26 protein-coding genes are annotated in these 26948 nt (G+C 40.2%); 18 read left to right on the top strand and 8 right to left on the bottom strand.

Annotated elements, in window-relative coordinates:
- The first annotated feature begins 83 nt into the window (after positions 1-83).
- The 8 genes from ACKVEV_RS07930 to ACKVEV_RS07895 all read left to right on the top strand — a co-directional run bounded on the left by ACKVEV_RS07930 (position 84) and on the right by ACKVEV_RS07895 (position 10382).
- Entirely contained in the window at positions 84-1100 is a 1017-nt protein-coding gene (locus ACKVEV_RS07930) for a thiamine pyrophosphate-dependent dehydrogenase E1 component subunit alpha (RefSeq protein WP_409369859.1), read from the top strand.
- Positions 1100-2083 (top strand): alpha-ketoacid dehydrogenase subunit beta, encoded by a 984-nt coding sequence (locus ACKVEV_RS07925; protein ID WP_409369858.1) that lies wholly within the window; start codon positions 1100-1102, stop codon positions 2081-2083. The genes ACKVEV_RS07930 and ACKVEV_RS07925 overlap by 1 nt, the downstream gene beginning before the upstream one ends.
- Positions 2084-2237: 154 nt before the next feature.
- On the top strand, positions 2238-3572 hold the full coding sequence (locus tag ACKVEV_RS07920; RefSeq protein ID WP_409369857.1) for a dihydrolipoamide acetyltransferase family protein: 1335 nt from the start codon (positions 2238-2240) through the stop codon (positions 3570-3572).
- Between the two features lie 131 nt (positions 3573-3703).
- Entirely contained in the window at positions 3704-5395 is a 1692-nt protein-coding gene (locus ACKVEV_RS07915; protein WP_409369856.1) for a methylmalonyl-CoA mutase family protein, read from the top strand.
- On the top strand, positions 5392-7545 hold the full coding sequence (gene scpA, locus ACKVEV_RS07910) for a methylmalonyl-CoA mutase (RefSeq protein ID WP_409369855.1): 2154 nt from the start codon (positions 5392-5394) through the stop codon (positions 7543-7545). Before ACKVEV_RS07915 ends, scpA begins: the two co-directional genes overlap by 4 nt.
- On the top strand, positions 7545-8633 hold the full coding sequence (gene meaB, locus ACKVEV_RS07905) for a methylmalonyl Co-A mutase-associated GTPase MeaB (RefSeq protein WP_409369854.1): 1089 nt from the start codon (positions 7545-7547) through the stop codon (positions 8631-8633). The genes scpA and meaB overlap by 1 nt, the downstream gene beginning before the upstream one ends.
- A 141-nt stretch (positions 8634-8774) precedes the next feature.
- A complete protein-coding gene (locus tag ACKVEV_RS07900) occupies positions 8775-9215 on the top strand; it encodes a BrxA/BrxB family bacilliredoxin (protein ID WP_024361151.1) in 441 nt (146 codons plus the stop codon).
- Between the two features lie 189 nt (positions 9216-9404).
- Positions 9405-10382, top strand: coding sequence for an aromatic acid exporter family protein (locus ACKVEV_RS07895; RefSeq protein ID WP_409369853.1), 978 nt, complete (start codon positions 9405-9407; stop codon positions 10380-10382).
- Positions 10383-10402: 20 nt separating this feature from the next.
- Here ACKVEV_RS07895 and prli42 read toward each other — a convergent pair whose 3' ends face one another.
- Entirely contained in the window at positions 10403-10498 is a 96-nt protein-coding gene (prli42, locus tag ACKVEV_RS07890) for a stressosome-associated protein Prli42 (RefSeq protein ID WP_402921686.1), read from the bottom strand.
- Positions 10499-10623: 125 nt separating this feature from the next.
- Here prli42 and mce point away from each other — a divergent pair, with 125 nt between their 5' ends.
- The 5 genes from mce to ACKVEV_RS07865 all read left to right on the top strand — a co-directional run bounded on the left by mce (position 10624) and on the right by ACKVEV_RS07865 (position 15490).
- On the top strand, positions 10624-11037 hold the full coding sequence (gene mce, locus ACKVEV_RS07885) for a methylmalonyl-CoA epimerase (protein ID WP_409369852.1): 414 nt from the start codon (positions 10624-10626) through the stop codon (positions 11035-11037).
- Between the two features lie 5 nt (positions 11038-11042).
- On the top strand, positions 11043-12590 hold the full coding sequence (locus ACKVEV_RS07880) for an acyl-CoA carboxylase subunit beta (protein ID WP_409369851.1): 1548 nt from the start codon (positions 11043-11045) through the stop codon (positions 12588-12590).
- Positions 12591-12736: 146 nt separating this feature from the next.
- Positions 12737-13690: a hypothetical protein gene (locus ACKVEV_RS07875; RefSeq protein WP_409369850.1), complete on the top strand. Its 954-nt coding sequence runs from the start codon at positions 12737-12739 to the stop codon at positions 13688-13690.
- Positions 13691-13859: 169 nt separating this feature from the next.
- Positions 13860-14975, top strand: a complete 1116-nt coding sequence (locus ACKVEV_RS07870) for a M20/M25/M40 family metallo-hydrolase (protein ID WP_409369849.1) — start codon at positions 13860-13862, stop codon at positions 14973-14975.
- 26 nt (positions 14976-15001) lie between these two features.
- Positions 15002-15490 carry a chemotaxis protein CheW gene (locus ACKVEV_RS07865; RefSeq protein ID WP_409369848.1) on the top strand — a complete coding sequence of 163 codons (489 nt, stop codon included), beginning with the start codon at positions 15002-15004 and terminating at the stop codon, positions 15488-15490.
- Positions 15491-15534: 44 nt separating this feature from the next.
- Here the strand turns inward: ACKVEV_RS07865 and nspC are convergent, their stop codons facing one another.
- The 3 genes from nspC to ACKVEV_RS07850 all read right to left on the bottom strand — a co-directional run bounded on the left by nspC (position 15535) and on the right by ACKVEV_RS07850 (position 18603).
- Positions 15535-16674: a carboxynorspermidine decarboxylase gene (nspC, locus tag ACKVEV_RS07860; RefSeq protein ID WP_409369847.1), complete on the bottom strand. Its 1140-nt coding sequence runs from the start codon at positions 16672-16674 to the stop codon at positions 15535-15537.
- A complete protein-coding gene (locus ACKVEV_RS07855; RefSeq protein WP_024361143.1) occupies positions 16671-17900 on the bottom strand; it encodes a saccharopine dehydrogenase family protein in 1230 nt (409 codons plus the stop codon). Before ACKVEV_RS07855 ends, nspC begins: the two co-directional genes overlap by 4 nt.
- 514 nt (positions 17901-18414) lie before the next feature.
- Positions 18415-18603 carry a hypothetical protein gene (locus ACKVEV_RS07850; RefSeq protein ID WP_409369846.1) on the bottom strand — a complete coding sequence of 63 codons (189 nt, stop codon included), beginning with the start codon at positions 18601-18603 and terminating at the stop codon, positions 18415-18417.
- Positions 18604-18938: 335 nt separating this feature from the next.
- Here ACKVEV_RS07850 and ACKVEV_RS07845 point away from each other — a divergent pair, with 335 nt between their 5' ends.
- Both ACKVEV_RS07845 and ACKVEV_RS07840 read left to right on the top strand, forming a co-directional pair.
- Complete coding sequence (locus ACKVEV_RS07845; RefSeq protein WP_409369845.1) at positions 18939-19682, top strand: tetratricopeptide repeat protein; 744 nt, start codon at positions 18939-18941, stop codon at positions 19680-19682.
- A gap of 283 nt (positions 19683-19965) precedes the next feature.
- Positions 19966-20598: a LysE family transporter gene (locus ACKVEV_RS07840; RefSeq protein ID WP_409369844.1), complete on the top strand. Its 633-nt coding sequence runs from the start codon at positions 19966-19968 to the stop codon at positions 20596-20598.
- Positions 20599-20655: 57 nt separating this feature from the next.
- Here ACKVEV_RS07840 and ACKVEV_RS07835 read toward each other — a convergent pair whose 3' ends face one another.
- Together ACKVEV_RS07835 and ACKVEV_RS07830 are read right to left on the bottom strand one after the other, a co-directional pair.
- On the bottom strand, positions 20656-21702 hold the full coding sequence (locus tag ACKVEV_RS07835; RefSeq protein ID WP_409369843.1) for a Cj0069 family protein: 1047 nt from the start codon (positions 21700-21702) through the stop codon (positions 20656-20658).
- A 180-nt stretch (positions 21703-21882) separates the two neighbouring features.
- A complete protein-coding gene (locus ACKVEV_RS07830) occupies positions 21883-22809 on the bottom strand; it encodes a DMT family transporter (protein ID WP_409369842.1) in 927 nt (308 codons plus the stop codon).
- A 108-nt stretch (positions 22810-22917) separates the two neighbouring features.
- On the opposite strand from ACKVEV_RS07830, the gene ACKVEV_RS07825 reads away from it, so the two are divergent.
- Both ACKVEV_RS07825 and ACKVEV_RS07820 read left to right on the top strand, forming a co-directional pair.
- Positions 22918-23811, top strand: coding sequence for an AraC family transcriptional regulator (locus ACKVEV_RS07825; RefSeq protein WP_409369841.1), 894 nt, complete (start codon positions 22918-22920; stop codon positions 23809-23811).
- A gap of 132 nt (positions 23812-23943) precedes the next feature.
- Entirely contained in the window at positions 23944-24981 is a 1038-nt protein-coding gene (locus ACKVEV_RS07820) for a beta-carotene 15,15'-monooxygenase (protein WP_409369840.1), read from the top strand.
- A gap of 99 nt (positions 24982-25080) precedes the next feature.
- Here ACKVEV_RS07820 and ACKVEV_RS07815 read toward each other — a convergent pair whose 3' ends face one another.
- Positions 25081-25605, bottom strand: coding sequence for a hypothetical protein (locus tag ACKVEV_RS07815; protein ID WP_409369839.1), 525 nt, complete (start codon positions 25603-25605; stop codon positions 25081-25083).
- A gap of 107 nt (positions 25606-25712) precedes the next feature.
- Between ACKVEV_RS07815 and ACKVEV_RS07810 the strand changes: the two genes are divergently transcribed.
- Entirely contained in the window at positions 25713-26279 is a 567-nt protein-coding gene (locus ACKVEV_RS07810) for a TetR/AcrR family transcriptional regulator (protein WP_409369838.1), read from the top strand.
- A gap of 25 nt (positions 26280-26304) precedes the next feature.
- Here ACKVEV_RS07810 and ACKVEV_RS07805 read toward each other — a convergent pair whose 3' ends face one another.
- Positions 26305-26769: a hypothetical protein gene (locus ACKVEV_RS07805; RefSeq protein ID WP_409369837.1), complete on the bottom strand. Its 465-nt coding sequence runs from the start codon at positions 26767-26769 to the stop codon at positions 26305-26307.
- Positions 26770-26948: the final 179 nt, after the last annotated feature.

Here is a 26948-nt window from a genome sequence, read left to right as displayed (position 1 = left end):
TGTAAATAAAGTAAAACTAGAGTTGCTTGTGTCGCGAATGGCAGGCACTTTAGCACTTTTTCTAATGCGAAAGGGGTGTTCATATGCAAGACGTTCAACTTAAACATGAAGATTTAGGGTTATCGAACGAAGATGTCCTTGCTATGTTCGAAACGATGTTAATGGCAAGAAGATTAGATGAGCGCATGTGGTTATTAAACCGTTCTGGTAAAATTCCATTTGTTATTTCTTGTCAAGGGCAGGAGGCAGCTCAAGTAGGGGCAGCCTTTGCGCTAGATAAAGATAAAGATTATATTGCACCGTATTACCGTGATATGGGGGTAGTATTGCATTTTGGTATGACGCCTAAAGAGTTAATGCTTTCTGCTTTTGCGAAGGCTGAAGATCCGAACTCGGGCGGTCGTCAAATGCCGGGTCATTTTGGTCAAAAGAAAAATCGAATTTTGACTGGTTCTTCACCAGTAACAACACAAGTTCCTCATGCTGTGGGCGTGGCACTTGCTGGTCGTCTACAAAAAGAGGATTTTATTTCTTTTGTCACATTAGGAGAAGGGTCTTCTAACCAAGGTGATTTCCATGAAGGAGCGAATTTTGCAGGTGTGCATAAGTTACCAGTTATCATTATGGTAGAAAACAATCAATATGCGATTTCGGTACCAGTGGAACGCCAATTAGGATGTGCCAAAGTATCCGACCGTGGAATTGGTTACGGTATGCCAGGAGTTACGGTAGATGGGAAATGTCCATTACAAGTATATAAAGTTGTCAAAGAGGCTGCAGATCGTGCTCGTAGAGGGGAAGGTCCAAGTTTAATTGAAACGGTCACATTCCGCTTAACGGCGCATTCATCCGATGATGATGATCGTCAATATCGAACAGCTGAAGATATTGCCGAAGGGAAAGCGAAGGATCCGATTGTATCATTTGAAAAGTATTTACAAGATGCTGGCATTATGACGGAAGCGCTGCGCACAGAAATAGAAGAGCGTGTTATGGCAGAGGTCAATGAGGCAACGGATTATGCTGAAGCAGCTCCGTATGCTCAACCAGAGGATGCCTTGAAATACGTATATGCACCAGTGGACGGAGGTGACGTGTAATGGCAGTAATGTCTTATATTGATGCGATTACATTAGCAATGAAGGAAGAAATGGAACGAGACGAACGCGTTTTCATTTTAGGAGAAGATGTCGGGCGTAAAGGCGGCGTTTTCAAAGCTACGACGGGTCTTTATGAGCAATTTGGTGAGTATCGTGTGTTAGATACGCCGCTTGCAGAAAGTGCCATTGCTGGAGTCGGCATTGGGGCAGCAATGTATGGAATGCGTCCAATTGCGGAAATGCAGTTTGCTGACTTTATTATGCCAGCTGTGAACCAAATTGTATCAGAAGCTGCAAAAATTCGTTATCGCTCCAATAATGACTGGACTTGTCCAATTGTCGTACGTGCTCCGTTCGGTGGAGGGATTCACGGTGCGCTTTATCATTCACAATCAGTAGAAGCCCTTTTTGCTGGAACACCAGGATTGAAAATTGTCATTCCTTCTACACCGTATGATGCGAAAGGCTTGTTAAAAGCAGCGATTCGAGATGAAGATCCGGTACTGTTTTTTGAACATAAACGCGCATACCGTCTTATTAAAGGAGAAGTTCCATTAGATGATTATACATTGCCGATTGGCAAGGCAGATGTGAAACGTGAAGGTGAAGACGTAACGGTCATTACCTATGGATTAGCTGTTCATTTCGCCTTACAAGCAGCTGAACGTTTAGCGGCAGATGGTATTTCGACACATATTTTAGATTTACGGACAGTCTATCCGCTAGATAAGGAAGCAATCATTGAAGCGGCAAGTAAAACAGGCAAAGTATTGCTTGTTACAGAAGATAACAAGGAAGGTAGCATTATGAGCGAGGTTGCAGCCATTATTGCGGAGCATTGCTTATTTGACCTTGATGCACCAATCCAACGTTTAGCTGGCCCAGATGTACCAGCGATGCCATATGCACCTACGATGGAGAAGTTTTTCATGATTAACCCTGACAAAGTAGAACGTGCAATAAGAGATTTAGCGGCATTTTAACTTATTCTAATAGGTCTCTTACCTCGATAGGAACAGGCGGGAGAGACGTGAAGCCTCCGGCAGATCTCAAGGATTGTGAACAGCTTGTTGTGAAAACATCCTGTTCGAATCCAGGCTAAGGTGACACGAGGCGTAATTGATGGGAGGAATAATAATGGCGATTCAACATATTACGATGCCACAGCTCGGTGAAAGCGTAACAGAAGGTACAATCGAAAAATGGCTCGTACAACCTGGCGATACAGTTAAAAAATATGATCCACTAGCAGAAGTCGTAACGGATAAAGTAAATGCAGAAATCCCATCTTCTTTTGAAGGGGTAATTACAGAGCTACTTGCGGAAGAGGGGCAAACATTGGCTGTAGGCGCGAATGTTTGTACAATTCAAGTTGCAGGTGATAGTGATGTGCCAGAACCATCTCCTGCTAAAAAAACAACAGTGAGTTCAGCGATTTTAAATGCAGGAATTCAGAAAAAACAAGAGTCGCTTAAGGAACCATCTGTTGCAAGTAATAGCGAAAAACCAGTAAGACAACAAAAAGCTCGATACTCACCAGCTGTACTTCGTTTAGCCCAAGAGCATGATATTGCACTTGAGCAAGTTGTAGGCACAGGTGAGGGAGGCCGTATTACACGCAAAGACCTGCAGCAACTGATTGCTTCAGGGACTATACCAACAGCACAAGATGCTCCAACTGCCGAGCCGGTTGCAACTTCTAGCAGCCAACAAGTCACGACATCAGAACAAGATGCAAAACCAGCAGTATCTGCGCAAAAGACGCAAGCAGGTGATGTTGAAATACCGGTAACAAATGTGCGTCGTGCCATTGCCAATAATATGGTGCGAAGTGCACAAGAAGTGCCACATGCTTGGATGATGATGGAAGTGGATGTAACGGATTTAGTTGCATACCGCGATAGCATTAAGACGGAATTTAAACAAAAAGAAGGCTTTAATATTACGTACTTTGCGTTCTTTGTGAAGGCAGTTGCACAAGCTTTAAAAGAGTTCCCAATGATGAATTCTATGTGGGCGGATGATAAAATTATCCAAAAACATGATATCAATATTTCGATTGCGGTCGCGACAGATGATGCGCTGTTTGTTCCTGTTATAAAACACGCAGATGACAAGTCGATTAAAGGCATTGCAAAAGAGATTCATGAGCTTGCACAGAAGGTTCGCGCAGGTAAACTGACAATGGACAATATTCAAGGTGGTACGTTTACGGTTAATAATACAGGTGCTTTCGGCTCGATGCAGTCCATGGGCATTATTAATTATCCGCAGGCTGCTATCCTCCAAGTGGAAAGTATTGTTAAAAAACCGGTCGTTTTACCGGGTGGAATGTTTGCAGCACGTGATATCGTCAATTTATGTTTATCTTTAGATCATCGCGTTTTAGATGGATTAGTTTGTGGTAAATTCTTAAATAGAGTAAAAGAAATACTCGAAAATACAAATAAATCTTCGACGTCAGTCTACTGATGATTTATCGGAAACCTGTTATATAACGGTTTCCGATTTTTTTTGCTTTGCGAGTCGCAAAATGTACTGTAGAATAACAAATAGAAACTACTAAGGGGGGAAGCTGATTAAGCGTCCGCATGTCAAATAACATGAAAAATATTGAATTTGAAAAGCCTTCCTATTCACAATGGCAAGATGCAGCAATCAAAGCTTTAAAAGGGAAACCATTCGAGTCTCTTTTAACGAAAACTAGTGAAGGTATTACGTTAGAACCTCTTTACACACAAGAAAGTTTAGTAGCAAAACTAGGAGATGAGCTTGATAAACAAGTGGCCACAATTCGTTCCCTACAAAATAATCAAGTATTTCGTGTGGCACAACAAGTATATGCAGAAACAAGCGAAGCCTTTTTTGCACAACTTGATGATAGCTTAGCTCGTGGTAATGAGATTGTCACAGTTGATAGCCGTGTAAACTTTGTATGGACTGAAGAAGTATTGGCACGTTTAGCTACTTATTTCACTGAATATTCGTTTAAAATAACGGTGAAAAGTCAAGATGACCCATTAGTGGCAGTATTCAACCACATCCCTACTGAGCAACGTGAAGCAGTTCATGGTTTCATTTTATGTGAAAAGCCTATCAAACTTGTAGAGTTGCCTAATGTACGAACTTTATGTGCAAACACAGTAGCTTATCATAATGAAGGCGCGAATGCTGTCCAAGAATTAGCGTATGCACTTGCCCTTGCAGCGAAATATGCGGAGCAAGAAGAACACTTTGAAGCCTTTGCCCAACAATTTTATGTGTCATTTGCTATTGATACGCAATTCTTCACAGAAATCGCTAAGCTACGTGCTTTTAAAGTACTTTGGAAAGCGTTCTCATCCGCTTATGGCGTAACAGAAAATGTGAAAATCCCAACGCTAGCTGAAACGTCACTTCGAAGCTTTTCGAAATTGGATGTTTACGTTAATTTACTGCGTGCTGCAAATGAAGCGCTTTCTGGATTAATTGGCGGTGCGGATGTCTTTACAGTTCACCCACATGATGCATTAACGAAGCCTACAGAACAATCCGTTCGTATTGCGCGTAATGTCTCTTTAGTGTTAAAAGAAGAAACAAATGTATTAAAAATAATCGATCCAGCTGGTGGTTCTTATTTTATTGAATCGTTAACAGCCGACTTCGTAAAAGAAGCGTGGGCATTATTTTTAGATATTGAAGCTGCAGGAGGTATTGACGCATATAGTGCATCTGGTCTATTAGCCGAAGCGTTAGCTGTATCTTACCAAGCGCGCATCCAAGCAGCACAAACACGCAAACAATCACTTATCGGTACGAATATTTATGCAAATCCCGACGATGTACTTGCAAGTGAAACGAACCCATTATTTGCAGATGTGAAGCGCATTTCGATTCCGTTTGAACAATTGCGAGGACAAATGACAGCAGCCGATGTGAAAACTGGCATTCTAGCGTTAGGCTCACTAAAAAGCTCTAAGCCGCGTGCTGATTTTGTTTCAGGGTTCTTAAATACGGTTGGTCTTGTGCCAGAAAAAAGCGAACCAGTTGCTACCGTCGAGGAAGCGCTCACATGGTTACAAGCAACAGACGCGAAATATGTTGTCATTGCCGGTAATGACGAGACGACAAAAGAATGGGTACCAGCAATTTTAGCTGGCAAACCTGCCCACGTTATTGTAGATGTTGCTGGTAAATTTAAAGACGAAGAAGAAGCTTGGTTAGCACATGGCTTAAACGGCTTTATTTTCGCAGGACAGAACATTATTGAAAAATTAAATTCAGTGTTCGCAAGCATGAAGGAGGTCCAACGATGAGCAAGCCAAATTTTAATGCAATTGAAATCGAAAAAGTATTATCAGCTGAAGCGCCTGCAGCGTCAGATGAAAAATTCATGACAAATGAAGGTATTGAAATTAAAGACATTTATACAAAAGATGATATTTCAGATGTGAAACACTTACAAGATGTAGCTGGGATTGCGCCAAATACACGTGGTCCATACCCTACTATGTATGTTGCTCGTCCTTGGACGGTCCGTCAGTATGCAGGTTTCTCTACCGCTGAAGAATCCAATGCGTTTTACAAACGTAATTTGGCCATGGGGCAAAAAGGGCTTTCGGTTGCCTTTGACTTAGCGACACACCGTGGTTATGACTCTGACCACCCTCGCGTTACGGGTGATGTTGGGAAAGCAGGGGTAGCGATTGACTCTGTAGAAGACATGAAGATTTTATTTGATCAAATTCCGTTAGATCAAATGTCCGTGTCCATGACGATGAATGGTGCGGTACTACCTGTACTGGCATTCTACATCGTAGCTGCAGAAGAACAAGGGGTAACACCAGATCAGCTTGCAGGGACAATTCAAAATGATATTTTAAAAGAATATATGGTGCGTAACACTTATATTTACCCACCAGCCATGTCGATGAAAATTATTGCGGACATCTTTGAATTTACAGCTAAATATATGCCGAAATTTAACTCGATCTCCATTTCTGGATATCATATTCAAGAAGCTGGTGCTACAAATGATATCGAGTTGGCCTACACATTAGCTGACGGTCTTGAGTATGTTCGTACAGGATTAAAAGCGGGTATTGATATCGATGCCTTCGCACCACGTTTATCATTCTTCTGGGCTATTGGTATGAACTATTACATGGAAGTAGCCAAAATGCGTGCAGCACGTCGCATTTGGGCGCAAATGATGTCTACGTTCAATCCAAAAAATCCAAAGACATTGGCATTACGTACACACTCGCAAACTTCTGGATGGTCTTTAACAGAGCAAGATCCATTCAATAACGTAACGCGAACTTTAATCGAAGCGAATGCTTCTTCGATGGGACATACGCAATCATTGCATACGAACGCACTAGATGAAGCCATTGCATTACCTACAGACTTCTCGGCACGTATCGCACGTAATACGCAGCTATTTTTACAAGAAGAAACAGCTATGACAAAAGTGATTGATCCATGGGGTGGTTCATATTATGTTGAAAAATTAACAGATGAAATTACAAAGTCTGCATGGGCGTTAATCGAAGAAATTGAAGAGCTTGGTGGTATGGCAAAAGCGATTGAAACAGGTCTTCCGAAGATGAAAGTTGAAGAAGCAGCGGCGAAACGCCAGGCAAAAATCGACTCGAAATCAGAAACAATTGTCGGCGTGAACAAATACCGACTAGAAAAAGAAGAACCAATCGATATTCTTGATATTGACAACACGCTTGTACGTCAAAAGCAAATTGAGCGATTAGATGCGATGAAGGCAGCGCGTGATGAAGCAGAAGTGCAAAAACATCTTGCGCGTTTAACGAAAGCCGCACAAGATGGCGAGGAAAACTTACTGGCAGTAGCGGTAGATGCGGCGCGTGCGCGTGCATCGCTTGGAGAAATATCTGATGCCATCGAAGTGGTCTCTGGTCGCCATAAAGCAGTGATCCGTTCTATTTCAGGCGTGTATTCTGCAAACTTCTCTGATGAAGAGCAAATTACAGAAGTGAAAAATATGACAGAAGAGTTTCTTGAAAATGAAGGTCGTCGTCCGCGTATTTTAGTGGCGAAAATGGGACAAGACGGGCATGATCGTGGTGCGAAAGTAATTGCAACAGGCTACGCTGACTTAGGCTTTGATGTCGATATTTCACCACTATTTATGACACCAGAAGAAACGGCACAAATGGCAGTTGAAAATGATGTTCATTGTATCGGCGTATCGTCATTAGCCGCGGGTCATAAAACATTAGTACCAGCATTAGTTGCTGAACTGACAAAACTAGGTCGTGAAGATATTATCATCATTGTTGGAGGCGTTATTCCAGCCCAAGATTATGAATTCCTTTATGATGCAGGGGCAGTTGCTATTTTTGGTCCAGGTACAGTAATCCCTGTATCAGCCATAAAAATCATTGAGGAAATCTATAAACGTTTAGGTTACGAGGAAGTGTCTAAATAATGGACAAAAACAAAGAGATGCAAGAAAGTGCTCTATTTGTCATGGGTGGCGTCGAGGCATCTCACGACGGTATGCAATATGGCGTACCGAAAAAATTCCGAAAGAAAAAAGCAGACAAAATAGATATACAGGAGCTTGCACGACAAGTACGTGCGGGCTCACGTGTGCAATTGTCGAAAGCCATTACGCTAATTGAAAGTTCCAATAGTACACATAAAGCGCAGGCGCAAGAGCTATTACAAGAGCTATTACCGCATACAGGTAACAGTGTCCGTATTGGCATTACGGGTGTACCAGGAGCAGGGAAGAGTTCTTTCATCGAAGCTTTCGGAACGATGTTATGTGAGATGGGTAAAAAAGTAGCAGTCCTTGCAATCGACCCGAGTTCTTCATTATCTGGAGGCAGTATTTTAGGCGATAAAACACGTATGGAAGAATTAGTGAAAAAGCCGAATGCATTCGTTCGTCCTTCACCGTCTGCTGGTACCCTAGGGGGTGTCCATAAAAAGACGCGTGAAACGATGCTTGTTTGTGAAGCAGCTGGCTACGATGTCATTTTAATAGAGACGGTTGGCGTCGGGCAAAGTGAAACGTATGTCCGAGGTATGGTTGATTTCTTCTTGCTACTGGTGTTAACAGGAGCAGGGGATGAGTTACAAGGCATGAAAAAAGGCATTATGGAATTGGCGGATGCAATTGTTGTGCATAAGGCTGATGGTGATAATGTCCGTCTAGCGAAAAAAACTGTATCGGAGTACAAGCAAATATTGCATTTCCTTCAACCTGCAACACCAGGCTGGATGTCTACGGCCATGCCGGTTAGTTCGTGGGAAAAAAAGGGTCTCGACAAAGTATGGGACACGATCGGTGAATTTAGAAAAACGGTGGAAGCGAATCATTATTGGTCCATTCGACGCCAAAATCAAACGAGAGATTGGTTCCAATCGATGATTACGGATCATCTTATAGACGCCTTTTACGGCAATCCAGAGCGTAAAGAACAAGTTCAGTCCTTAGAGCGCCAAATTTTGAATGGGCAGTTAACGGTAACGCAAGGTGTAGATCGTTTGTTTAGCGATGAGCAATAATAGAAAGAATATACGTTTTTCTATGAGCATGTAGGTGCACAAAAGTATCACTTACTGCTATGATAGGAGATGTATGAGCGCATCAATCTAAAGCACACAAAGTAGAAAGACAAGCGCGAAATTGAAAGGAGCTATCGCTTTATGAATATGGATTACGATTTATTTATGCAAGAAATTTTAAAAACAGCACGTGCAGAAATTGAGGCTGCAGGCTATGAGCAATTACGCACGCCAGAGGCTGTTGAAGAGGCGTTTGCTCGTCCAGGTACAACATTAGTGATGGTCAATTCAGTATGTGGCTGTGCTGGAGGCATCGCTCGACCAGCGGCAGCACAATGCGTACATTACGATAAACGACCAGATCATTTAGTCACTGTATTTGCTGGCCAAGATAAGGAAGCAACAGCTGCTGCACGTTATCACTTTGGTGAAGACCACTTACCATCTTCTCCATCATTTGTTCTGTTAAAAGATGGACAAGTAGTAGCAGAGGTAGGCCGTTATGAAATCGAAGGTCATGATCCAATGTCAGTTGTAACAAACTTACAAGCAAACTTTGAAGAGTATTGTGAAGAACTATAAGCTTGTTCATGAATAATTACCATTGTTTCACATGGTGACATAAAAATTTGGTTAAAGTGTTTGAAACACTTTAGCCAAATCCTTTTATAATTTTTGCAATATTGGCTAAATAGCAAGTTTTAATAGATAAGAAAAGCTTCTAATGAATAACTATTCGTTAAGTATGCTGTAGGATGGGAGGCAGTCGACTTGAAGAAATTTTCAATCGGCTATCGTACATTAAAAACAGCAATCGGGGCGGCTATTGCCATTGCGATTGCGCAGTATTTTGAATTGGCTTCTTATGCTTCAGCTGGTATTCTAACGATCTTATGTGTGCAGCCAACGAAGAAAAAATCCCTCCATGCTGCTTATACCCGCTTTGTCGCAAGCATTGTCGGTATGCTGTATGCATTTTTGAGCTTTGAGCTATTTTCTTATCATCCGCTAACATTGGCAGGAATGCTTATATTGTTTATACCGACGATTGTGTCGTTAAAGGTTGCTGATGGCTTTGTATCGAGTGCGGTCATTATTATGCATATATACGCTGCAAAAGGGTTTTCGTGGGCACTTGTATCAAATGAGTTTGCATTGATGGCTATTGGCTATGGTACGGGGATTGCCATTAATATGTATATGCCAGACATTCAAAAGGAATTAAATTACTATAGAGTGAAAATAGAGGAACTGTACAGTAAGATATTTTTAGAAATTGCTAGCTATTTAAGACAGGGCGATACATTATGGGATGGGCAGGAAATTATTCAAGCTGTCAAAATGTTGAACGATGCAAAATCATTAGCGTTTAAAGATGTCCAAAATCATTTTACTAGAAGACAAAATGATTACTATGTTTATTTTGATATGCGTGAACAGCAGCTTGAAATTATTGAACGAGTGCTACCGAAAATAACGACACTTCCTGTTATAGTACAAGAGGCAGAAGTCGTTGCAGACTTTCTACAAGACCTAGGAGAGCACGTTCATTCAGGCAATACGGCAGGTCGTTATCGGGAGAAATTAGAGCGCGTAAAGCGAGAATTTGCCGCATTACCACTACCGACAAACCACCAAGAGTTTATTGCACAAGCTGCGCTCTATCAATTCATTGAAGAAATGGATCGCTATTTGGAGATTAAGCAGTCATTTAAAGGTATAAAGGTAAAAGGAAAGCGCCCACAGTAGTGTGGACGCTCCATACCTTTTTAAACTAGCATCGATAAACCGAATGCAAGAGATGAGATTATCATAATAGCAATCATCGCATAAACAACGATTTTTTGAAATTTTTTATTACTCATATGCTCGTTCGCTCCTTCTTTTCTTATAAATAGTTTAGCAAATCTGAAAAATTTCTCAAGTAGTAGAGTTTTGACAAAAAAATCTGTAAAATAGGGTATGTACCATAACAGAAGGAGATGTCACCATGGAGAAAGTAGACCATATTGGGATTGCGGTGCGTGATCTTGATGAACGCATTACATATTATACAGAAACTTTAGGTTTAAAGTTACTGAAAGTAGAAGAGGTTGAATCTCAGCAAGTTCGTGTTGCTTTTATTGACGCTGGCAATGTGAAACTTGAATTACTAGAACCGATGAGCGAAAAAAGCACGATTCACGGATTCATCGAAAAACGTGGCGAGGGCATTCACCATGTTGCTTTCGGTGTAACAGGCATTCGTGAGCGTATGGCAGAACTGCGCGAAAAAGGCGTACGTCTTTTATCAGAAGAGCCTGGACCAGGTGCTGGTGGTGCAGAAGTTGCTTTTATGCATCCTAAATCATCTTTCGGCGTGCTATATGAATTATGTGATAAAAGTGGAAAAGGGGATAAGTGATTAGTATGGATATGTTCGATAAAATTAATGATTTATATGATCGTAAGACGGTAATTGAGCTTGGCGGTGGCTATGAACGCATCGAAAAGCAACATGAAAAAGGTAAACTAACTGCTCGTGAGCGTATTGAATTATTGCTAGATGAAGGCACGTTTTTCGAGATTAACCCATTCATTACACACCGTACAGTAGACTTCGGAATGGACAAACTAGAAGGTCCTGGAGACGGCGTAGTGACAGGTTTCGGTAAAATTAACGGACGTCCAGTTTACTTATTCTCTCAAGATTTCACAGTATTCGGTGGAGCACTTGGTGAAATGCACGCTAAAAAAATGGCAACGGTAATGGACCTTGCAGCTAAAAATGGCACACCATTCATCGGTATTAACGATTCAGGCGGTGCGCGTATTCAAGAGGGTGTCCTATCTCTTGATGGTTACGGCCATATCTTCTACCGTAATGCGATTTATTCTGGTGTCATTCCACAAATCTCAGTAATTATGGGTCCTTGTGCAGGTGGAGCTGTCTATTCTCCAGCCATCACAGACTTTATCCTAATGGTTGATAAAACATCTCAAATGTTCATTACTGGCCCAAAAGTAATTGAAACAGTAACAGGGGAAAAAATCTCTGCGGAAGACCTTGGTGGTTCAAAGGTGAATAATGCAGTAAGTGGTAACGCTCACTTCCGTGCACCATCTGAAGAAGCCGCTATTGATCAAATTAAACAATTGTTAAGTTATTTACCACAAAATAATAAAGAAAAAGCACCTCGTCAGGCACGTCCAGCAGGAGACGATTACCGTCCAGAAATCGTCGATACTGTGCCAATCGAAACAACTCGTCCATACGATGTGCGTAAAGTAGTGGAACAAGTAGTAGACGAAGGGTCATTTATGGAAGTTCACGCTGAATTTGCGAAAAATGTAGTCGTCGGTTTTGCGCGTATTGCAGGTGAATCTGTCGGGCTTGTTTGTAATCAACCGAAAGTGTTAGCAGGCGGTCTTGATATCGATTCTTCTGATAAAGCAGCTCGTTTTATCCGTACTTGTGATGCGTACAATGTACCAATTATTACTTTTGAAGACGTTTCGGGCTTCTTCCCTGGCGTAAAACAAGAGCACGGTGGTATTATCCGTCACGGAGCGAAAATCCTTTATGCTTATTCAGAAGCAACTGTACCAAAAATTACAGTTATTTTACGTAAAGCATACGGTGGCGCATACGTAGCACTTAACTCTAAATCTATCGGTGCTGACCTAGTTTTCGCTTGGCCAAATGCAGAGATTGCCGTAATGGGTGCAGCAGGTGCAGCGAACATTATTTTTGCGCGTGAAATTGCGAAGTCTGAAGATCCAGAAGCAACGCGTGCAGCAAAAATCGAAGAGTACAAAGAGAAATTCGCCAATCCGTACGTGGCAGCATCTCGCGGTATGGTGGATGATGTTATTGATCCTCGCGACACACGTATCAAACTTATTCAAGCTTTAGATATGTTGTCAAACAAACACGAAACACGTCCAGAGAAAAAACACGGAAATATTCCGCTATAAAATTCGAGTAAAACCCAGCAGCCTTTTGGTTGCTGGGTTTTATTATAAAAATTCGTTTGCAAATCTAAAAAAATTAAATAAAATGGCAGATAATTGAAACATTTCTTTCGCTCATTCGTACAAATAGAAAAGGGGAGTTGAGATGAATGGAGTGGCAACAATTACAGGCGGAGCAGGAAAAACTTCATGGACAGCTAAGAAGTGCGAATAGATTAAGTGAACAAAAGCTTTTAATTGAAGGGCAAATTGCACATGTAGAACAAGAAATGACCAAACATTCTGTAGAACTCAATCAAATTCGACTAAAACTTGATAAGCTTGAGGGCTTTTCGTTTATGAATATGATTCGAACATGGACTGGGCAACAAGACGAGTTGCGTGCAGAGAAAATCGATCAAGCAGCCATATTAGAATTGAAAATCAAAGAAGCAAAAAAAATGGTGACAGACCTGACAAGTGATTTTGAGCAAGTTAAGAAAAAGCTTAAGCAAATTAATGAAAAGCAACTTCAGGGAGCATTAGAAATACTACATATAAAAAAGAAAAGCTATCTCCAATTACATGAACCCGAAGTCGCGCAGAAAATAGAACAGCTTGCCAATGAAGAGCTGATGACAAAACAGTTACTGTCTGAAATTAAAGAAGCGGAAGATGCGGGTGACACTGCGCTTACTAAACTAGGGCAGGCAGCTGCATCCTTGCATTCAGCGAGCGGCTATTCGACATGGGATACGTTTTTTGGCGGTGGTCTTATTGCCACACATTTAAAGCATGAGGCGCTGGATAAAACGGAGAGCTATCTGCACAATGCTCAAATTGCCTTACAACGTTTTCATAATGAATTACTAGATGTACAGGATATGTCTACAAATGCGTTGCAAGTTGAGACAGATGGCTTTGTAAAATTTGCCGACTATTTCTTTGATGATATTTTTTCTGCTTGGTCTGTCCATTCCAAAATTTCTACGGCAAGAGAGCAAGTATCCCGTGTACAGGATGATGTCCATAATACGATTAGACGTTTGCAAGAAAAACATCATAAAGCACTGCGCTATTTAGAAGCATTGCAACAGGAAAAGGAAGCTATTTTACAAATATAAAAAGCCTGTGGAAAGAGCTATGTTTACTCTTTTCACAGGCTTTTAATGTTTCATTAGTCAAAATAAAGAAGTTCCGACTAGCGTATTATTCCAACTCTTCTGTCATTGTGCTAAACTAATACATATATTATGACGTGGACAAACACGTAAATCAAGGGAGTCTTACAACATGACAAGTCGTCTAGTAGAAGAGTTTTTCGAGCTCGTACAAATCGATTCAGAAACAAAACACGAACAGCTTATAGCGCCGGTTTTAATCGACAAATTAACAGCGCTAGGTTTTGCTGTCGTGCAAGATGATGCACATACACGCAATGGGCATGGTGCTGGGAATATTATTGCGACATTAAAAGGCTCTTCACATATCGAGCCGATTTATTTCACTTCTCATATGGATACGGTTGTACCAGGAAAGGGCATTAAACCATCTCTAAGAGAAGATGGCTATATCGTTTCTGACGGGACGACGATTTTAGGTGCGGACGATAAAGCAGGTTTAGCAGCCATGTTGGAAATGGCAAAACGCTTAAAAGAACAACAAATCGAACATGGTGATATTGAGTTTATTATTACAGCAGGGGAAGAAAGTGGCCTAGTAGGCGCGAAAGAATTAGATCCTACGATGATTCGCGCAAAATACGGCTTTGCAGTTGATAGTGATGGCAAGGTTGGGGGCATCGTGACAGCAGCGCCGTTCCAAGCGAAAATTTTCACAAAAATTATCGGTAAAACAGCGCATGCAGGTGTTGCTCCTGAAAAAGGCGTGTCGGCCATTACGGTTGCTTCTAAATGTATTGCACAAATGAAGCTTGGTCGTTTGGACGAAGAAACAACAGCCAATATCGGCCGCTTTGAAGGTGGTCAAGCAACGAATATTGTCTGTGATGAAGTAACCATTTTAGCGGAAGCGCGTTCAATCGATAAGTCTAAACTAGATGCCCAAACAAAGCATATGCAAGATACGTTCGAACAAGTGGCAGCTGCAATGGGGGCGCGTGCTGAAGTAGAAGTAAAACTGATGTATCCGGGCTTCCGTGTTACGGAGTCAGATAAAGTTGTGCAAGTCGCAATGGCGGCAGCACGCAATGTTGACCGTACTCCACAATTAGGTATCTCTGGTGGTGGCTCAGATGCCAATATTATTGCGGGCTTCGGTATCCCTACAGTGAACTTATCGGTAGGATATGAAGATATTCATACGACAAATGAAAAGATACCTGTTGAAGAATTAGAAAAATTGGCAGACTTGCTAGTTGAAATCGTGAAAGAAACAGCTAAACACTGAGCAATAATCGAGAAGGAAGTGACTTTATGGAAAGTGTAAAGGCAGTCGTTTTTGCTTGTGGTACAGAAGAATATGCTGTACCGGTGGAGCAGGCGATATCCATTGAAAAATTAGAACAAATAACGCCAATTCCTCATTTACCAAATTATTTATTAGGATTTACAAGAAATCGAGGAGAGCTCATTCCTGTATTAGATTTTGAGCGTATTCTTTATAATCGTTCGTCAAATGCAGCTACAGCTCGTATTATTGTGCTTAATACGGATGTCGTGAACTACGGGTTGCTCGTAACAGAGGCACGTGAAATTCTTGATTTAGATGAGTCGATTTTAAAGCAAATGGGACTTGTTAATTATTCAAAAACACGTTACTTTACGGCTGTAGCCAATTTAGAAAACCGTATGATTACGTATGTAGATCCTAAAATTCTTGTGAATTCCTTAGATGGCATTCGAGAAATTATTAACTATTTACACAAAATGCTTGAAGATGAAAAAGAAAGTGTAGAAGCGTAAGTAGAAAAAACCCCCTCCAATATTGGAGGGGGTTTTCATTTGGATTAAGAAAGTCGACCGCTATAGTCTTCAAACTTAAATTCACGAATAACTTTTATACCTTCTTCGTCGTTATACGAAACGATAGATGGTAGGTTGACACCGTTAAACATATGGTTTTTTACCATAGAGTAGTGGGCCATATCGGTAAAGACAAGGCGATCGCCAGGTTTTAATGGTTTGTCAAATGAATAATCACCAATCACATCACCAGCAAGGCATGTAAGACCACCTAGGCGGTAAGTATGTGCTAATTCATTTGCTTGACCAGAACCGATAATCATCGGACGGTAGGGCATTTCAAGCACGTCTGGCATATGACAAGTTGCAGAAGTGTCCAAAATCGCTAAATCCATTCCGTTTTTCTGAACATCTAAAACCGTTGCTACTAAGTAACCTGTATTGAGTGCAACTGCTTCTCCAGGCTCTAAGTATACAAGGAGATTGTACTTATCTTGAATATAATTAATGATTTTCACTAATTTTTCAACATCATAATCTTCACGTGTGATATGGTGACCACCGCCGAAGTTTAGCCATTTCATTTGGTGTAAAACATCCCCAAATTTTTCTTCGACTTTTTCAATTATGCGCTCTAATGTATCAGAGTTTTGTTCACACATCGCATGGAAGTGTAAGCCATCAATACCGTCAAGCTGCGTTTTGTCGAAGTTAGCTAATGTTGTACCAAGACGAGAGTTTGTGTAGCAAGGGTCGTACAGTGCTGTTTCAATTTCAGAGTACTCGGGATTTACGCGAATACCACATTCGATTGTTTTTCCAGCAGCTTTTACTTTGTCCTTGTACTGTGCCCATTGGTTGAATGAGTTAAAGACGATGTGATCCACATAGCCTAGAAGCTCGTCCATTTCATGCTCAACATAAGCAGGGGCATAGACGTGAACTTCTTTGCCCATTTTTTCATAACCAAGACGGGCTTCAAATAAAGAGCTTGATGTAATACCAGCTAAGTATTCACCGACTAAAGGGAATGTTGAATGCATTGAAAACCCTTTAAGTGCAAGTAAAATACGGCAGCCAGTACGATCTTGTATTGACTTTAAAAGCTCCAGATTTTTTGTTAATAGTCGTTCATCCACTACATAGGAAGGTGATGGAACTTTTGTGAAATCAATTGGTTTCATCGGCTACTTTCCTTCGCTTCGATCTCTAAGTCAAGTAATTCTGGGTTATGGCTTTCTTGCCATGGTAGACCCCATTTATTTAATGCATCCATAAATGGATCTGGATCGAATTCTTCTACGTTCCAAACACCTGGTTTTTGCCATTGACCGTTCATTACAAGCATTGCACCGATCATCGCTGGTACGCCAGTTGTGTAAGAAATTGCTTGTGAACCAACCTCGTTATAGCACGCTTCGTGGTCACATACGTTATATACGTAGTACGTTTTTTCCTTGCCATCTTTTAAACCACGGATTATACAGCCGATATTTGTTTTACCTTTTGTACGTGGTCCTAGTGATGCTGGATCTGGTAATACTGCTTTTAAGAAGTGGATTGGCTGAATCATTTGTCCTTCGAATTCGATTGGCTCAATTGACGTCATGCCTACATTTTCTAATACTTTTAAGTGTGTTAAGTATTTTTCAGAGAATGTCATCCAGAATCGAATTTGCTTAAGACCTTTAATGTTTTTAGCAATTGATTCTAATTCTTCATGGTACAGTAGGTAAATATCTTTTGGTCCGATTTCTGGTAAGTTATACACTTCTTTTTTCTCAAGTGGTGCTGTTTCAATCCACTCGCCTTCTTTCCAGTAACGACCATTCGCTGTAATTTCGCGAATATTGATTTCTGGATTGAAGTTTGTTGCGAAATGATAACCGTGGTCACCAGCATTTGCATCTACGATATCGATGTAGTGGATTTCGTCGAATTCATGTTTTTGAGCATGTGCTGTGAAAACGCCTGTTACACCAGGGTCAAAACCACTACCAAGTAATGCCGTTAAGCCAGCTTTTTCAAACTTCTCTTTATAAGCCCATTGCCATTTATATTCAAATTTTGCCGTTTCAGGTGGCTCGTAGTTTGCAGTATCCACATAGTGCACACCTGTCGCTAAGCAAGCATCCATAATCGTTAAGTCCTGATAAGGTAACGCTACGTTAATGACAACATCTGGTCCGAAACTTTTAATAAGTTCGATTAATTCATCCGTATTGTCAGCGTCTACCTGTGCAGTATGAATCTTTGTTTTTCCGCCGTCTAGTTTTTCTTTTAGAGCGTCACATTTTGAAACAGTTCTACTTGCGATACAAATTTCCTCAAATACGTCCGAATTTTGAACACACTTGTGTACCACAACACTGGCTACTCCGCCAGCTCCTATAATCAATGCTTTACCCAATTGTCTACCCCCAAGTTCATATAAAAGTATTGTCAAACAAGCTGATTATACAGAAATTTGTTTTACTACTCAATCATTGTTTTTAAAATTCTACAAAAAAATTTTTATTACAACATTTTATGATAGAGGAGTCCTTTATAGTAATTTGCTGAAATTGTATGAGAATTGTGTGCGTGCCTGGCACTCAACGGTTAATTTCACTGTGGTGTTCACAGTACGCCGTTATGCAAAATCAGAGCTAGCGTGAACTGCAAACGTTATACACCTTGTGAGCAGGAGTACGCATAGATGTATAGTCGACGATGAAGAAATTGTGTGAGAATTGTGTATGTGCCTGGCACTCAACGGTTAATTTCACTGTGGTGTTCACAGTACGCCGTTATGCAAAAAACAGAGCTTGTGGAACTGCAAACGTCTACGATACACCTTGTGAGCAGGAGTATGCATAGATGTATAGTCGACGATGTATAAATTGTGTGAGAATTGTGTATGTGCCTGGCACTCAAACTGGCACTCAAACTTGATGCTCTTCGTCTCCCCATAAATAAAAGATAATAATTAGCAGGGTACTTAATAATCCCATCACGAGGCCATAGGTGCTGAAGGCCACTTGTACTTGACTTTGTAAAGCGTAAATGAATATGGCTCCTAGTATGATTAAATTGCCCATAATCAGTAAGAACAGTTGAAAACGTCGATTCATAGCAAGCCCCTCCTAAAAATGAAATTTGCTTGGCCTATTGGTGAAGAAATTTCCTTCAATTATCGCACAATTCAGAAAAATATCCAAATAATAACTACTGCTAATTACAAATCCCATAATTGGCTGTGCTTGGGGATTATTCTCTTTCTTTTAGCTAGTGGTCTAACTCATTACACATTGCTAGCCGTATTTTGTCGATGCCATAAATAAGAGTGACAAACTGTATATTACGAAAAAGGGTTTATCATGCGTCGGTTTTCAGGATAATTGCTGTTTTTCTCTATAAAGATGGTAAACTACCTATAAGACTTTGGTTTTGTGAAGGTGAGGATTATATGGTGATAAAACATTTTGATCAGCAAGTACAACAAGTTAATGAATTCTTTGTTAGTGGACAAGTAAAAGAAAGCTATACATTAGCGAAAGCATTACTAGTGGATGAATCATTTGCAGCACATGCAGCATTTGCCATGATTCAGCAGCATGTAGCGCTTTTAGAGGCGAATGGCTATGCTAATATGCCAAGCACGACTAATGACACTGTAAAGCAAAGTGTAGAACGGACAGATGGCTCGTATCCTGAACGGGATGTCCTTGCCGCTTATATTGGTAGCCAAGACGAAGCGCAATTTGGACAAGTAGTGGATGAATTATTGGCAGGGTCTATTGAAGCACAGGCGAATGCTTACTATACAATGGCTGAATATTTTGTACTTGCAGAAGAACCTGACAAAGCAATGGTTCAATATGCGGAGGCGATTAATCTACAGCCGAATACAGCACTTTACTGGGGGGCATTTGCACAGTTCATAAATCGCGTTGAAGCGAGCCCGTATTTGGCATTGCGCCTTATTGAAGAGGCGATTCAGCTAGATAGTATGAACCCTCGATGGCATTATATTCAAGGTAATATATTGTTCCAGTTAGTCGCAGCAACAAAAAATTTAAGCTACTTACCGGCTCTAGAGGAGGCTTGGCAAAAAGCGAAAAAACGTTGCTCTGCTAAGCAAATTGCGTTAAAGGTTGACCTTGCTAAATCAGAGGATTTACTAGCGCAGTGGAAGAAGCAGATGCTGTAAGTAAGACGTTGCACATTAATCGCTGATAAAGCATGAGAAATCGCGGGTAACACCACTGAGGTCGCTGATAGAGTTTGGCGAGTGTGCTCTGACACCATTTTTCTTGCATATTTATAAATGTTTCAGTGCCTGGCACGTCTTGAAAGTGCATTGTCACAGGCATTAAAGCTGTTTTTAAAGTGAATATTTATAAATTGTTTGTGTGCCTGGCACTATTTTATGTTAGAATATTCCTATAAACGGACGTAAGAAGCTTATTTTATTGCATGAAAGAAGTGTTTGTTTGAGTTTATATGTTGCGTATGTATTAGTTGGACTTGCTATTGCAATGCCTGTTGGAGCCATTACGGTCGAAATGACCAAGCAGGGGTTAAAAAATGGCTTTATGCATGGCTGGGCGGTAGGACTTGGTGGTATGACGGTTGATGTTGTGTTAGTTTTTGCTTTGTATATGGGACTTGCTTCTATATTAGCGATGCCGATTATTCAACTGCCAATGTGGATTATTGGGGCCGGATTTTTGTTTTTACTTGGGCTAGATTCTATCAAAAATGCCGATCATGATATTACACTTGCGGGTGAAAAGGTAACAAAATCGTTTTTCACATCGTATCGAAATGGGCTTCTTGTAGCGATTTCTCCAGGAAATCTCGTTTTCTGGGTAAATGTATTCGGTGTTGTTCTAGCAAAATCGTATGACAAAGGAGAGTCTGCCAACTTCCTTGTAATAGCAGCTGGTATACTTAGTGGTATTTTACTGCACGACATAGGTTTGATGACAATTGTTTCTGTTACCCGAAGAGCGATGAATCGTAAGATGATTAAAATATTGACGATGATATCAGGCGTCTTATTAATCGTTTTTGCGGGTTACTTTATTTATGAATTTATTCAAGGCATAAAAATGTACAGATAAGCATGCACAAAAGGCATTGAGAAGGAAAAATCTCAATGCCTTTTTCTGTTGTAATGGTTAGGCTGGCATTTCACTTTGTTCATGAATACAAGCTAAAATTTCTTCTGCCACTTGATGGGCCAATGTTAATTCAGAAGTAAATCCTACACAAGAACAATTCATTTCACCTAAAATGTAGCAATCCTCACCAGCATCATTTGTATCCAGCATAAAATCAGCTGTCCAAATAAGCGGTAGGTCGTAATTTCCTAATAAGTTTGTGACAAGCGGTAGCTGTGATAAAAAGTTTTGAACAAGCTCTTGCCAATCTTCAGGTTTATCGTAGCGGTATTGCGCACCAGAGAAAAGTGTCGCACTAAAGGCATCTTCTGTATCGGCAGGTTTTTTATGTACGACGTGAACTGGTTTATCACGCAACATAAATAAGCGGATTTCACCTTCCGTAATACGTGGCAGGAAGCGCATATCAATTAACATCCCATTAGCGCCCGTGATGTATTGCTCACAAAAAGCCATGAATTCACCTAGCTGCCAATATTCTACATGATTATCTTTCGCCTCCGTACATTTAATTTTCGCATCAAGCGGTACAACCGTAGTGCCTGCAGGTAAAGGTTCGACTAATTTGACACGCCAAATACCTTCGCCAGTTGAACCTCTATTTTGCTTTAATACGCGTTCAGTGATCGCAAGAGAGGTAGGGAACTGTTCCTTAAAAGCCTCAATCGTGTAATAAGCAAATGTATCATCAGGCACTAAATTTGTAGACACTAACTTTGATAACACGTCTTTCGAACCATAGCCAATCATCGCATCAGGATGCGGCATGCCGATCACTCCAGCTGCACATAAATCGCGGAGCATTGCAAAATATTCTTCCTCATGTTCGAGATTGCCAGGATTTATACGAGATACATAGGCAATGGCATGTTCTTTTACATAATCAAAAATTTCGTCCTTTTTTGTTAAGTCAAAAAACACGACTTCCGCATCTTGCCCACGTTGTTTGAGTGCATTTACCATTGGCATCGTATCTTGTCGGTAGCCATCGGGTCCTTTATCAGAGCCTCCGTGTACCTCGAAGAAAATTACTTTTCTATTCATATAAATGCCTCCTTTATTTCATGATATTTTTTAGTATACTGGACAACTAAGGAGAAAAGATATATGAAATATGTAAAATTTATATACAAATTCATAGTGCAAATTTTCAATCTAGGAGTTAACGCCTAATATTTTTTCAAATAATAAAATTTTCTCATAATTAACTAGTGATTTGGTATTTTATTGCAAGTCGATATTTTTTTTCTGAAAGACAGTAAGATATAAAATCATACATAGAATGAGCAATGTTCCAATTAGTTGGAAGCCCCCAAACGGGATTTGAAGCCATAGTACACTTGTTATAACAGCCATTAACGGTTCGAGGCTACCAAGTAAGCTTGTTTCTTTCGGAGATAAATAATGCAAACTGGCAATATAAAACCAAAAGGCTAGCATTGTCCCGAAAATAATAATAAAGAAAAAATAAGCAGTCGTTGCCACTGTCCAAGTCGATAGATCAATGTGCCATGGCTGATAAAAGATACTCATCGTAGCACCCCCAATAAGCATCGCCCAACCGACAACAAGTAATGAATGGAATTGCTGTAAAAGTGGCACGGCATATAATGTGTAAAAGGCAACGGAAAGACCTGACAATACACCCCACACAATACTCATCATTGGAACTGAAAGCGTGGAAAGGGAACCGTTTGTCAACAGTAAGGTTGTGCCAGCAAGTGTCAGTGTAACAGCAATGCCATCTTGCAGCGTTAGTTTACTATGGCCTCTAATAATATAAAATCCAATGATAAAAAGCGGGGCTAAATATTGTAACAATGTCGCAACAGCAGAATTACCGATGGCGATCGACATCATATAGGTGTATTGCACAGCAAGCATACCTAGCAAACTAAAAAGAATTTGTCGAAACGCATCCTTTTTTGTGCGCCACATGACAAAGATGGATTGATGGCGATGGGTCATTTTGTAGATGGCGATTAATAGGATGCCGGCAAATAGCAGGCGACTGGACACCAGCCAACCAACTTCGATACGTTCATGCTGGAAAAGTTTTTGGGCAACTGTTCCACCAATCCCCCAAAAACTCGCGCCGAGAATTACGAGCATTAAACCTAAAGCTCGACTTTTATTAAGTTGTTGATTCATTTCTATAGCATCTCCTAAACTATCAATATAAAGTAATTATAAAGAACTTTCAGCGCAAGAAATATCGAATTATAGAGTAGGAAATATCAATATATTGAGGTGGTTGTCTTGGCATTAACGCATATTAAAGTAGCGAAGGATTTACAGGAACTAACATTACATGGCTCGAATGCCTTTCCGGTGGCATTATATGAAACGCATTTGCAACTGGATCGTTCGGATTTTTTACCGTTACATTGGCATAAGGAAATTCAATTTGTATATGTGAAAAGTGGACGTGTCGAGTATCGCATCGGGGCAGATGTCTTGTTACTTGAGGCAGGCGAAGGGGTATTTGTCAATGCAGCGTGCTTGCATGAAGCGAAGCCCGCAAACGTTGAGCAGTCCTTGCTTTTTTGTATAAATGTCGACCCGAAATTATTAGGAGGGCATGACGGGAGTATTTTAACGGTTAAATATATCAGTCCATTTATCGAAAATAATCGTTTGCCATATGTAAAGCTTTCGGGCGAACTTGCACAAGCAGTGGAAAATATTGCGCAACGATTAAAAGCACAACAGCCCTATTTTGAAATTCAAGTGTGGCGCGCATTATTATCGCTTTGGGAAGCAATTTTATGTCAATCCAAGCTAACCGAGGAGACGATGCAATCCTCTATGATTGTCCAACATGAGCGGGCAAAAGAAATGCTCGATTATATACATCGCCACTATCAGGAAAAAATAACGCTTGAACAGTTAGCCACACATGTTTTTTTAAGCAGAGCAGAATGTAGTCGATACTTTAAAAAAATAGTAGGTATAACGCCGTTTACTTATCTGTTACATTATCGTCTGCGGAAAAGTATGGAGCTGTTGAGAGATAGTGAGCATTCCATCACCTTGATTGCCTCTATAACTGGCTTTAGTACGGTTAGTTACTATATTGAGCAATTCAAAGTGTATACAGGCTATTCACCACATGTATATCGCAAAAAATTTTTTGCACAAGTAAATGAGTGAACAATCTATGACATCAGTAAGCATAGTATGTACTTTGTTCTATGAAAGGGTTTGCAAATTATACCAAATAATTTAAAGTGAACATAAGAAGTGAAAACGGGGTGTGACATCCTCAAAAAGGGGCGATTTACAATGATAGCTTTACAGAAGCAACATATTTGGCTTGCGTTGTTATTTGTTGTGTTCATTAGCAACTACGCGCTCTATAATACGGGACTTGGTTTATCCATTTTACCCGTTGAAACAACGGGTGTTGTGCTAGGCTCATTAATTGATTTAATTGTCGTTATGCCATTGTTAATGATGCTGTATAAACGTAAGTTTTCCATTAAGCAAGCGATCCTTTTAGCCGCAGCAGGTTGTATTGCCGCACGTTTGATTATTCCCATTCATCATTTACAGCCGTTTGTTGCGTTGACATGGGCTGGCTTTGTAGTGGAAGGGGTATTCATTGCTATAGAAGTTTTGGTTGTTGTCACGCTTTTTTATTACATGCCTAAAATTGTGGCGGATGTACGAGCAAGCGCACTACCTGCTATTTTTTCGTTTCCGCAAGCTGTTGAAAAACATGCACCGAAATACACTGTTATTCAAATGCTTTGTGCAGATTTACTCGTTCTTTATTATGGATTTGCGAGTTGGAAGCGCAAAGAACGAACGGGTATCACATTGCATAAAAACTCTAGTTATATTGCTTTTCAAATAATGATGATTCATGCAATTGTTATCGAAACAATTGGACTCCATTGGTGGCTACATGAAAAATCACTGTTGCTGTCTATCCTATTGTTAATCATAAATGTCTATTCCGTCGTCTTTTTTATAGCGGATATGCAAGCCATTCGTTTAAACCCTCTTTATGCAACAAATGATGCACTCTATATATCTTTAGGTTTAATGAAGCGGGCGACCATTCGCTTTGCGATGATCGAAAAAATAGAAGAAGAGCAGGAACTACTAAAAGGAAAATTACCGAAGGATACAATTGATTTTATCGCACGTGATTTTGGAGAAGCTTATCCACAATTAATATTGAAGATGAAAGAACCAGTAGAAGTAACGTTTATGTTAGGAATCAAAAAGCGTTACCAGGCCGTCGCTATTAAAGCAGATCAAGCACAGCAATTAAGGGCAAGCATTGTTCATGGCATGGCTAATAATAAAGAATGAATTAGACCACCTAATGCCTCGCACAAGTGTGTGCGAGGTTTTTGAGTGTATGTAATGGACAATAAATAGATGCTGTTTCTTAGTTGTGAAAGCTATCCTCTATTTTTTACTAGGGAAAATAAGATACGATATACTAATAACAGCATCCACAATTAACACGATGCCCCAAACTTTCATGACTTGTAATAAGGAAGATGTATCCGTAAGTTGACCAATAAAGACTATCATTGCATACAATAAACTAGCACTAATGGCGTAGGCGATGACGTGAAGACCGAGCATTTTCATTTCATGAATACCTTTTGCAAGCCCTGTTCGTCGTTTCTTATCGAGCGGCCGTTTTAAAAACCATTGTTGAAACTTTTCATCTGCCCAAGCAATCATTGTTTTACCATAGGCAATCGACACGCCGATATAGACGGCGGCAATTCCATGAGACGTGGAAGCAGGTGTTCCAGCTCGTAAGTCCAGCACGGTTAGCCCTATTAGTATGAGGTCGATCACAGGTGTAAGAGCAAAAAAGACGATGCTCAATGTTGTTTTTTTGAAACGATATCTACAAATTAAACCAAGTAATATAACAATCCAAAACGCAATTTCAGCCGTAATAATCCATGCAATCATAAAAGATCCTCCTTTATTTAATACGGTTGTATTAAATAAAATTACCATAAAGTTTTAAATAATACAAATGTATTAAAATAGTCTATACTAGTTATATGCCTAAAATAGTGAATCATGAAGAAAGAAAAGCAAGTATTGCAAAAGCCACTTGGAAGGTCATTGCAAGGGATGGTCTTAGAGGTGCTACAGTACGGTCAATAGCAAAGGAGGCAAAGTTATCATTAGGGGCTGTTCGCTATTATTTTAACACGCAGGAAGAATTAATTGTCTTTGCGATGGAGTTAGTGGAACAGCAAGTGAATGAGCGTATTGCCGAGCACATGCAAAAGCCATTACCGATAAAGCAAATGATTGTCGCTATCCTGCTGGAACTCGTACCAATATCGGAGCAACATCTTATCGAAATGCAAGTGTGGTTGGAATTTGTTTCGTATAAAGTACGTAATGGAGAACGAGCAGAAGAAAATATGTTAATCGGTATGCACAATATTTTCCGTTATTTACAACAAGCAAATTTGTTGAGAGAGGGTCTTGTCGTGCAGGATGAAATACAGCATTTACATGCATTTATTGATGGACTTGCACTGCATGTTTTCATGGGCTTAGTGCCGATGGATAAAAGCCGCATTCAGCTTTTAATTGAAAAGGAAATTGATAAACTTCTAAACGAATAAGAGCAAAGCCATTGCCCATCTAGTATTAATCTAGATGGGCAATGGCTGTTAATATGTCCTCGCTCACAGCGTCCCAAAATTGTTGTTGTACTGAATCGTTGTATGTATAAAGTTCTTTATTTTGCACATGCCGGTAAATCTCAGCAATCGTTTCCTTGTGGAAATGGAGGCGATGATTTAATGCTTGTCGTTCTTCTTCGATACAAAAAACCTTATAGATGTCTACTAAACGTTCGAGCTTAGCGCACTTTTGTTTTATGGCTTCATATTGCACTTGATGAAAACGACCGACTGCAGTATGCATCGAAATATTTGCTCGATGTTCAGCTTGTAATGAACGATACTCCTCCTGCCGAATAGCCAATCGATACCAAAATTCATAGCGTAGCGGTAAGTCCCTTATTTCGTAAGTAAGCAAGGCATTTAAAATAGTACTCATTTGTTCAGATGAATCAATCATTTTCTCTGCTTCTTTAAACAGGCCAAACATTTTGCCACCCCCTTAACTTGTTAAATACTACAGCATATGCTAAAAATCCTTTTTCATTTCTTTAAAAAGAATGTTGGTCATTAAACACCGATACTACACCTCCTAAATGAAAAACGAATAATAATTTTTAATAAAAATGCAAAAAAGGGCATTTACAAAGTGAAAAAGAATGTGTTAAC

It is taken from the genome of Lysinibacillus sp. 38-6, from assembly GCF_046245175.1.
In the GTDB taxonomy this organism is placed as follows: Bacteria; Bacillota; Bacilli; order Bacillales_A; family Planococcaceae; genus Lysinibacillus.
This window is presented reverse-complemented; position numbering and strand designations above follow the sequence as displayed.

What these genes read in the sequence shown, in the direction of transcription:
- ACKVEV_RS07815 (WP_409369839.1), bottom strand. Translation starts at nt 25,605, where the DNA reads ATGATTGCATGGATTATTACGGCTGAAATTGCGTTTTGGATTGTTATA.
- ACKVEV_RS07925 (WP_409369858.1), top strand. Translation starts at nt 1,100, where the DNA reads ATGGCAGTAATGTCTTATATTGATGCGATTACATTAGCAATGAAGGAA.
- ACKVEV_RS07875 (WP_409369850.1), top strand. Translation starts at nt 12,737, where the DNA reads ATGGAGTGGCAACAATTACAGGCGGAGCAGGAAAAACTTCATGGACAG.
- ACKVEV_RS07900 (WP_024361151.1), top strand. Translation starts at nt 8,775, where the DNA reads ATGAATATGGATTACGATTTATTTATGCAAGAAATTTTAAAAACAGCA.
- mce (WP_409369852.1), top strand. Translation starts at nt 10,624, where the DNA reads ATGGAGAAAGTAGACCATATTGGGATTGCGGTGCGTGATCTTGATGAA.
- ACKVEV_RS07920 (WP_409369857.1), top strand. Translation starts at nt 2,238, where the DNA reads ATGGCGATTCAACATATTACGATGCCACAGCTCGGTGAAAGCGTAACA.
- nspC (WP_409369847.1), bottom strand. Translation starts at nt 16,674, where the DNA reads ATGAAACCAATTGATTTCACAAAAGTTCCATCACCTTCCTATGTAGTG.
- ACKVEV_RS07835 (WP_409369843.1), bottom strand. Translation starts at nt 21,702, where the DNA reads ATGAATAGAAAAGTAATTTTCTTCGAGGTACACGGAGGCTCTGATAAA.
- ACKVEV_RS07805 (WP_409369837.1), bottom strand. Translation starts at nt 26,769, where the DNA reads ATGTTTGGCCTGTTTAAAGAAGCAGAGAAAATGATTGATTCATCTGAA.
- ACKVEV_RS07865 (WP_409369848.1), top strand. Translation starts at nt 15,002, where the DNA reads ATGGAAAGTGTAAAGGCAGTCGTTTTTGCTTGTGGTACAGAAGAATAT.
- ACKVEV_RS07850 (WP_409369846.1), bottom strand. Translation starts at nt 18,603, where the DNA reads ATGAATCGACGTTTTCAACTGTTCTTACTGATTATGGGCAATTTAATC.
- ACKVEV_RS07930 (WP_409369859.1), top strand. Translation starts at nt 84, where the DNA reads ATGCAAGACGTTCAACTTAAACATGAAGATTTAGGGTTATCGAACGAA.
- ACKVEV_RS07915 (WP_409369856.1), top strand. Translation starts at nt 3,704, where the DNA reads ATGAAAAATATTGAATTTGAAAAGCCTTCCTATTCACAATGGCAAGAT.
- ACKVEV_RS07845 (WP_409369845.1), top strand. Translation starts at nt 18,939, where the DNA reads ATGGTGATAAAACATTTTGATCAGCAAGTACAACAAGTTAATGAATTC.
- ACKVEV_RS07830 (WP_409369842.1), bottom strand. Translation starts at nt 22,809, where the DNA reads ATGAATCAACAACTTAATAAAAGTCGAGCTTTAGGTTTAATGCTCGTA.
- prli42 (WP_402921686.1), bottom strand. Translation starts at nt 10,498, where the DNA reads ATGAGTAATAAAAAATTTCAAAAAATCGTTGTTTATGCGATGATTGCT.
- ACKVEV_RS07880 (WP_409369851.1), top strand. Translation starts at nt 11,043, where the DNA reads ATGGATATGTTCGATAAAATTAATGATTTATATGATCGTAAGACGGTA.
- ACKVEV_RS07870 (WP_409369849.1), top strand. Translation starts at nt 13,860, where the DNA reads ATGACAAGTCGTCTAGTAGAAGAGTTTTTCGAGCTCGTACAAATCGAT.
- scpA (WP_409369855.1), top strand. Translation starts at nt 5,392, where the DNA reads ATGAGCAAGCCAAATTTTAATGCAATTGAAATCGAAAAAGTATTATCA.
- meaB (WP_409369854.1), top strand. Translation starts at nt 7,545, where the DNA reads ATGGACAAAAACAAAGAGATGCAAGAAAGTGCTCTATTTGTCATGGGT.
- ACKVEV_RS07820 (WP_409369840.1), top strand. Translation starts at nt 23,944, where the DNA reads ATGATAGCTTTACAGAAGCAACATATTTGGCTTGCGTTGTTATTTGTT.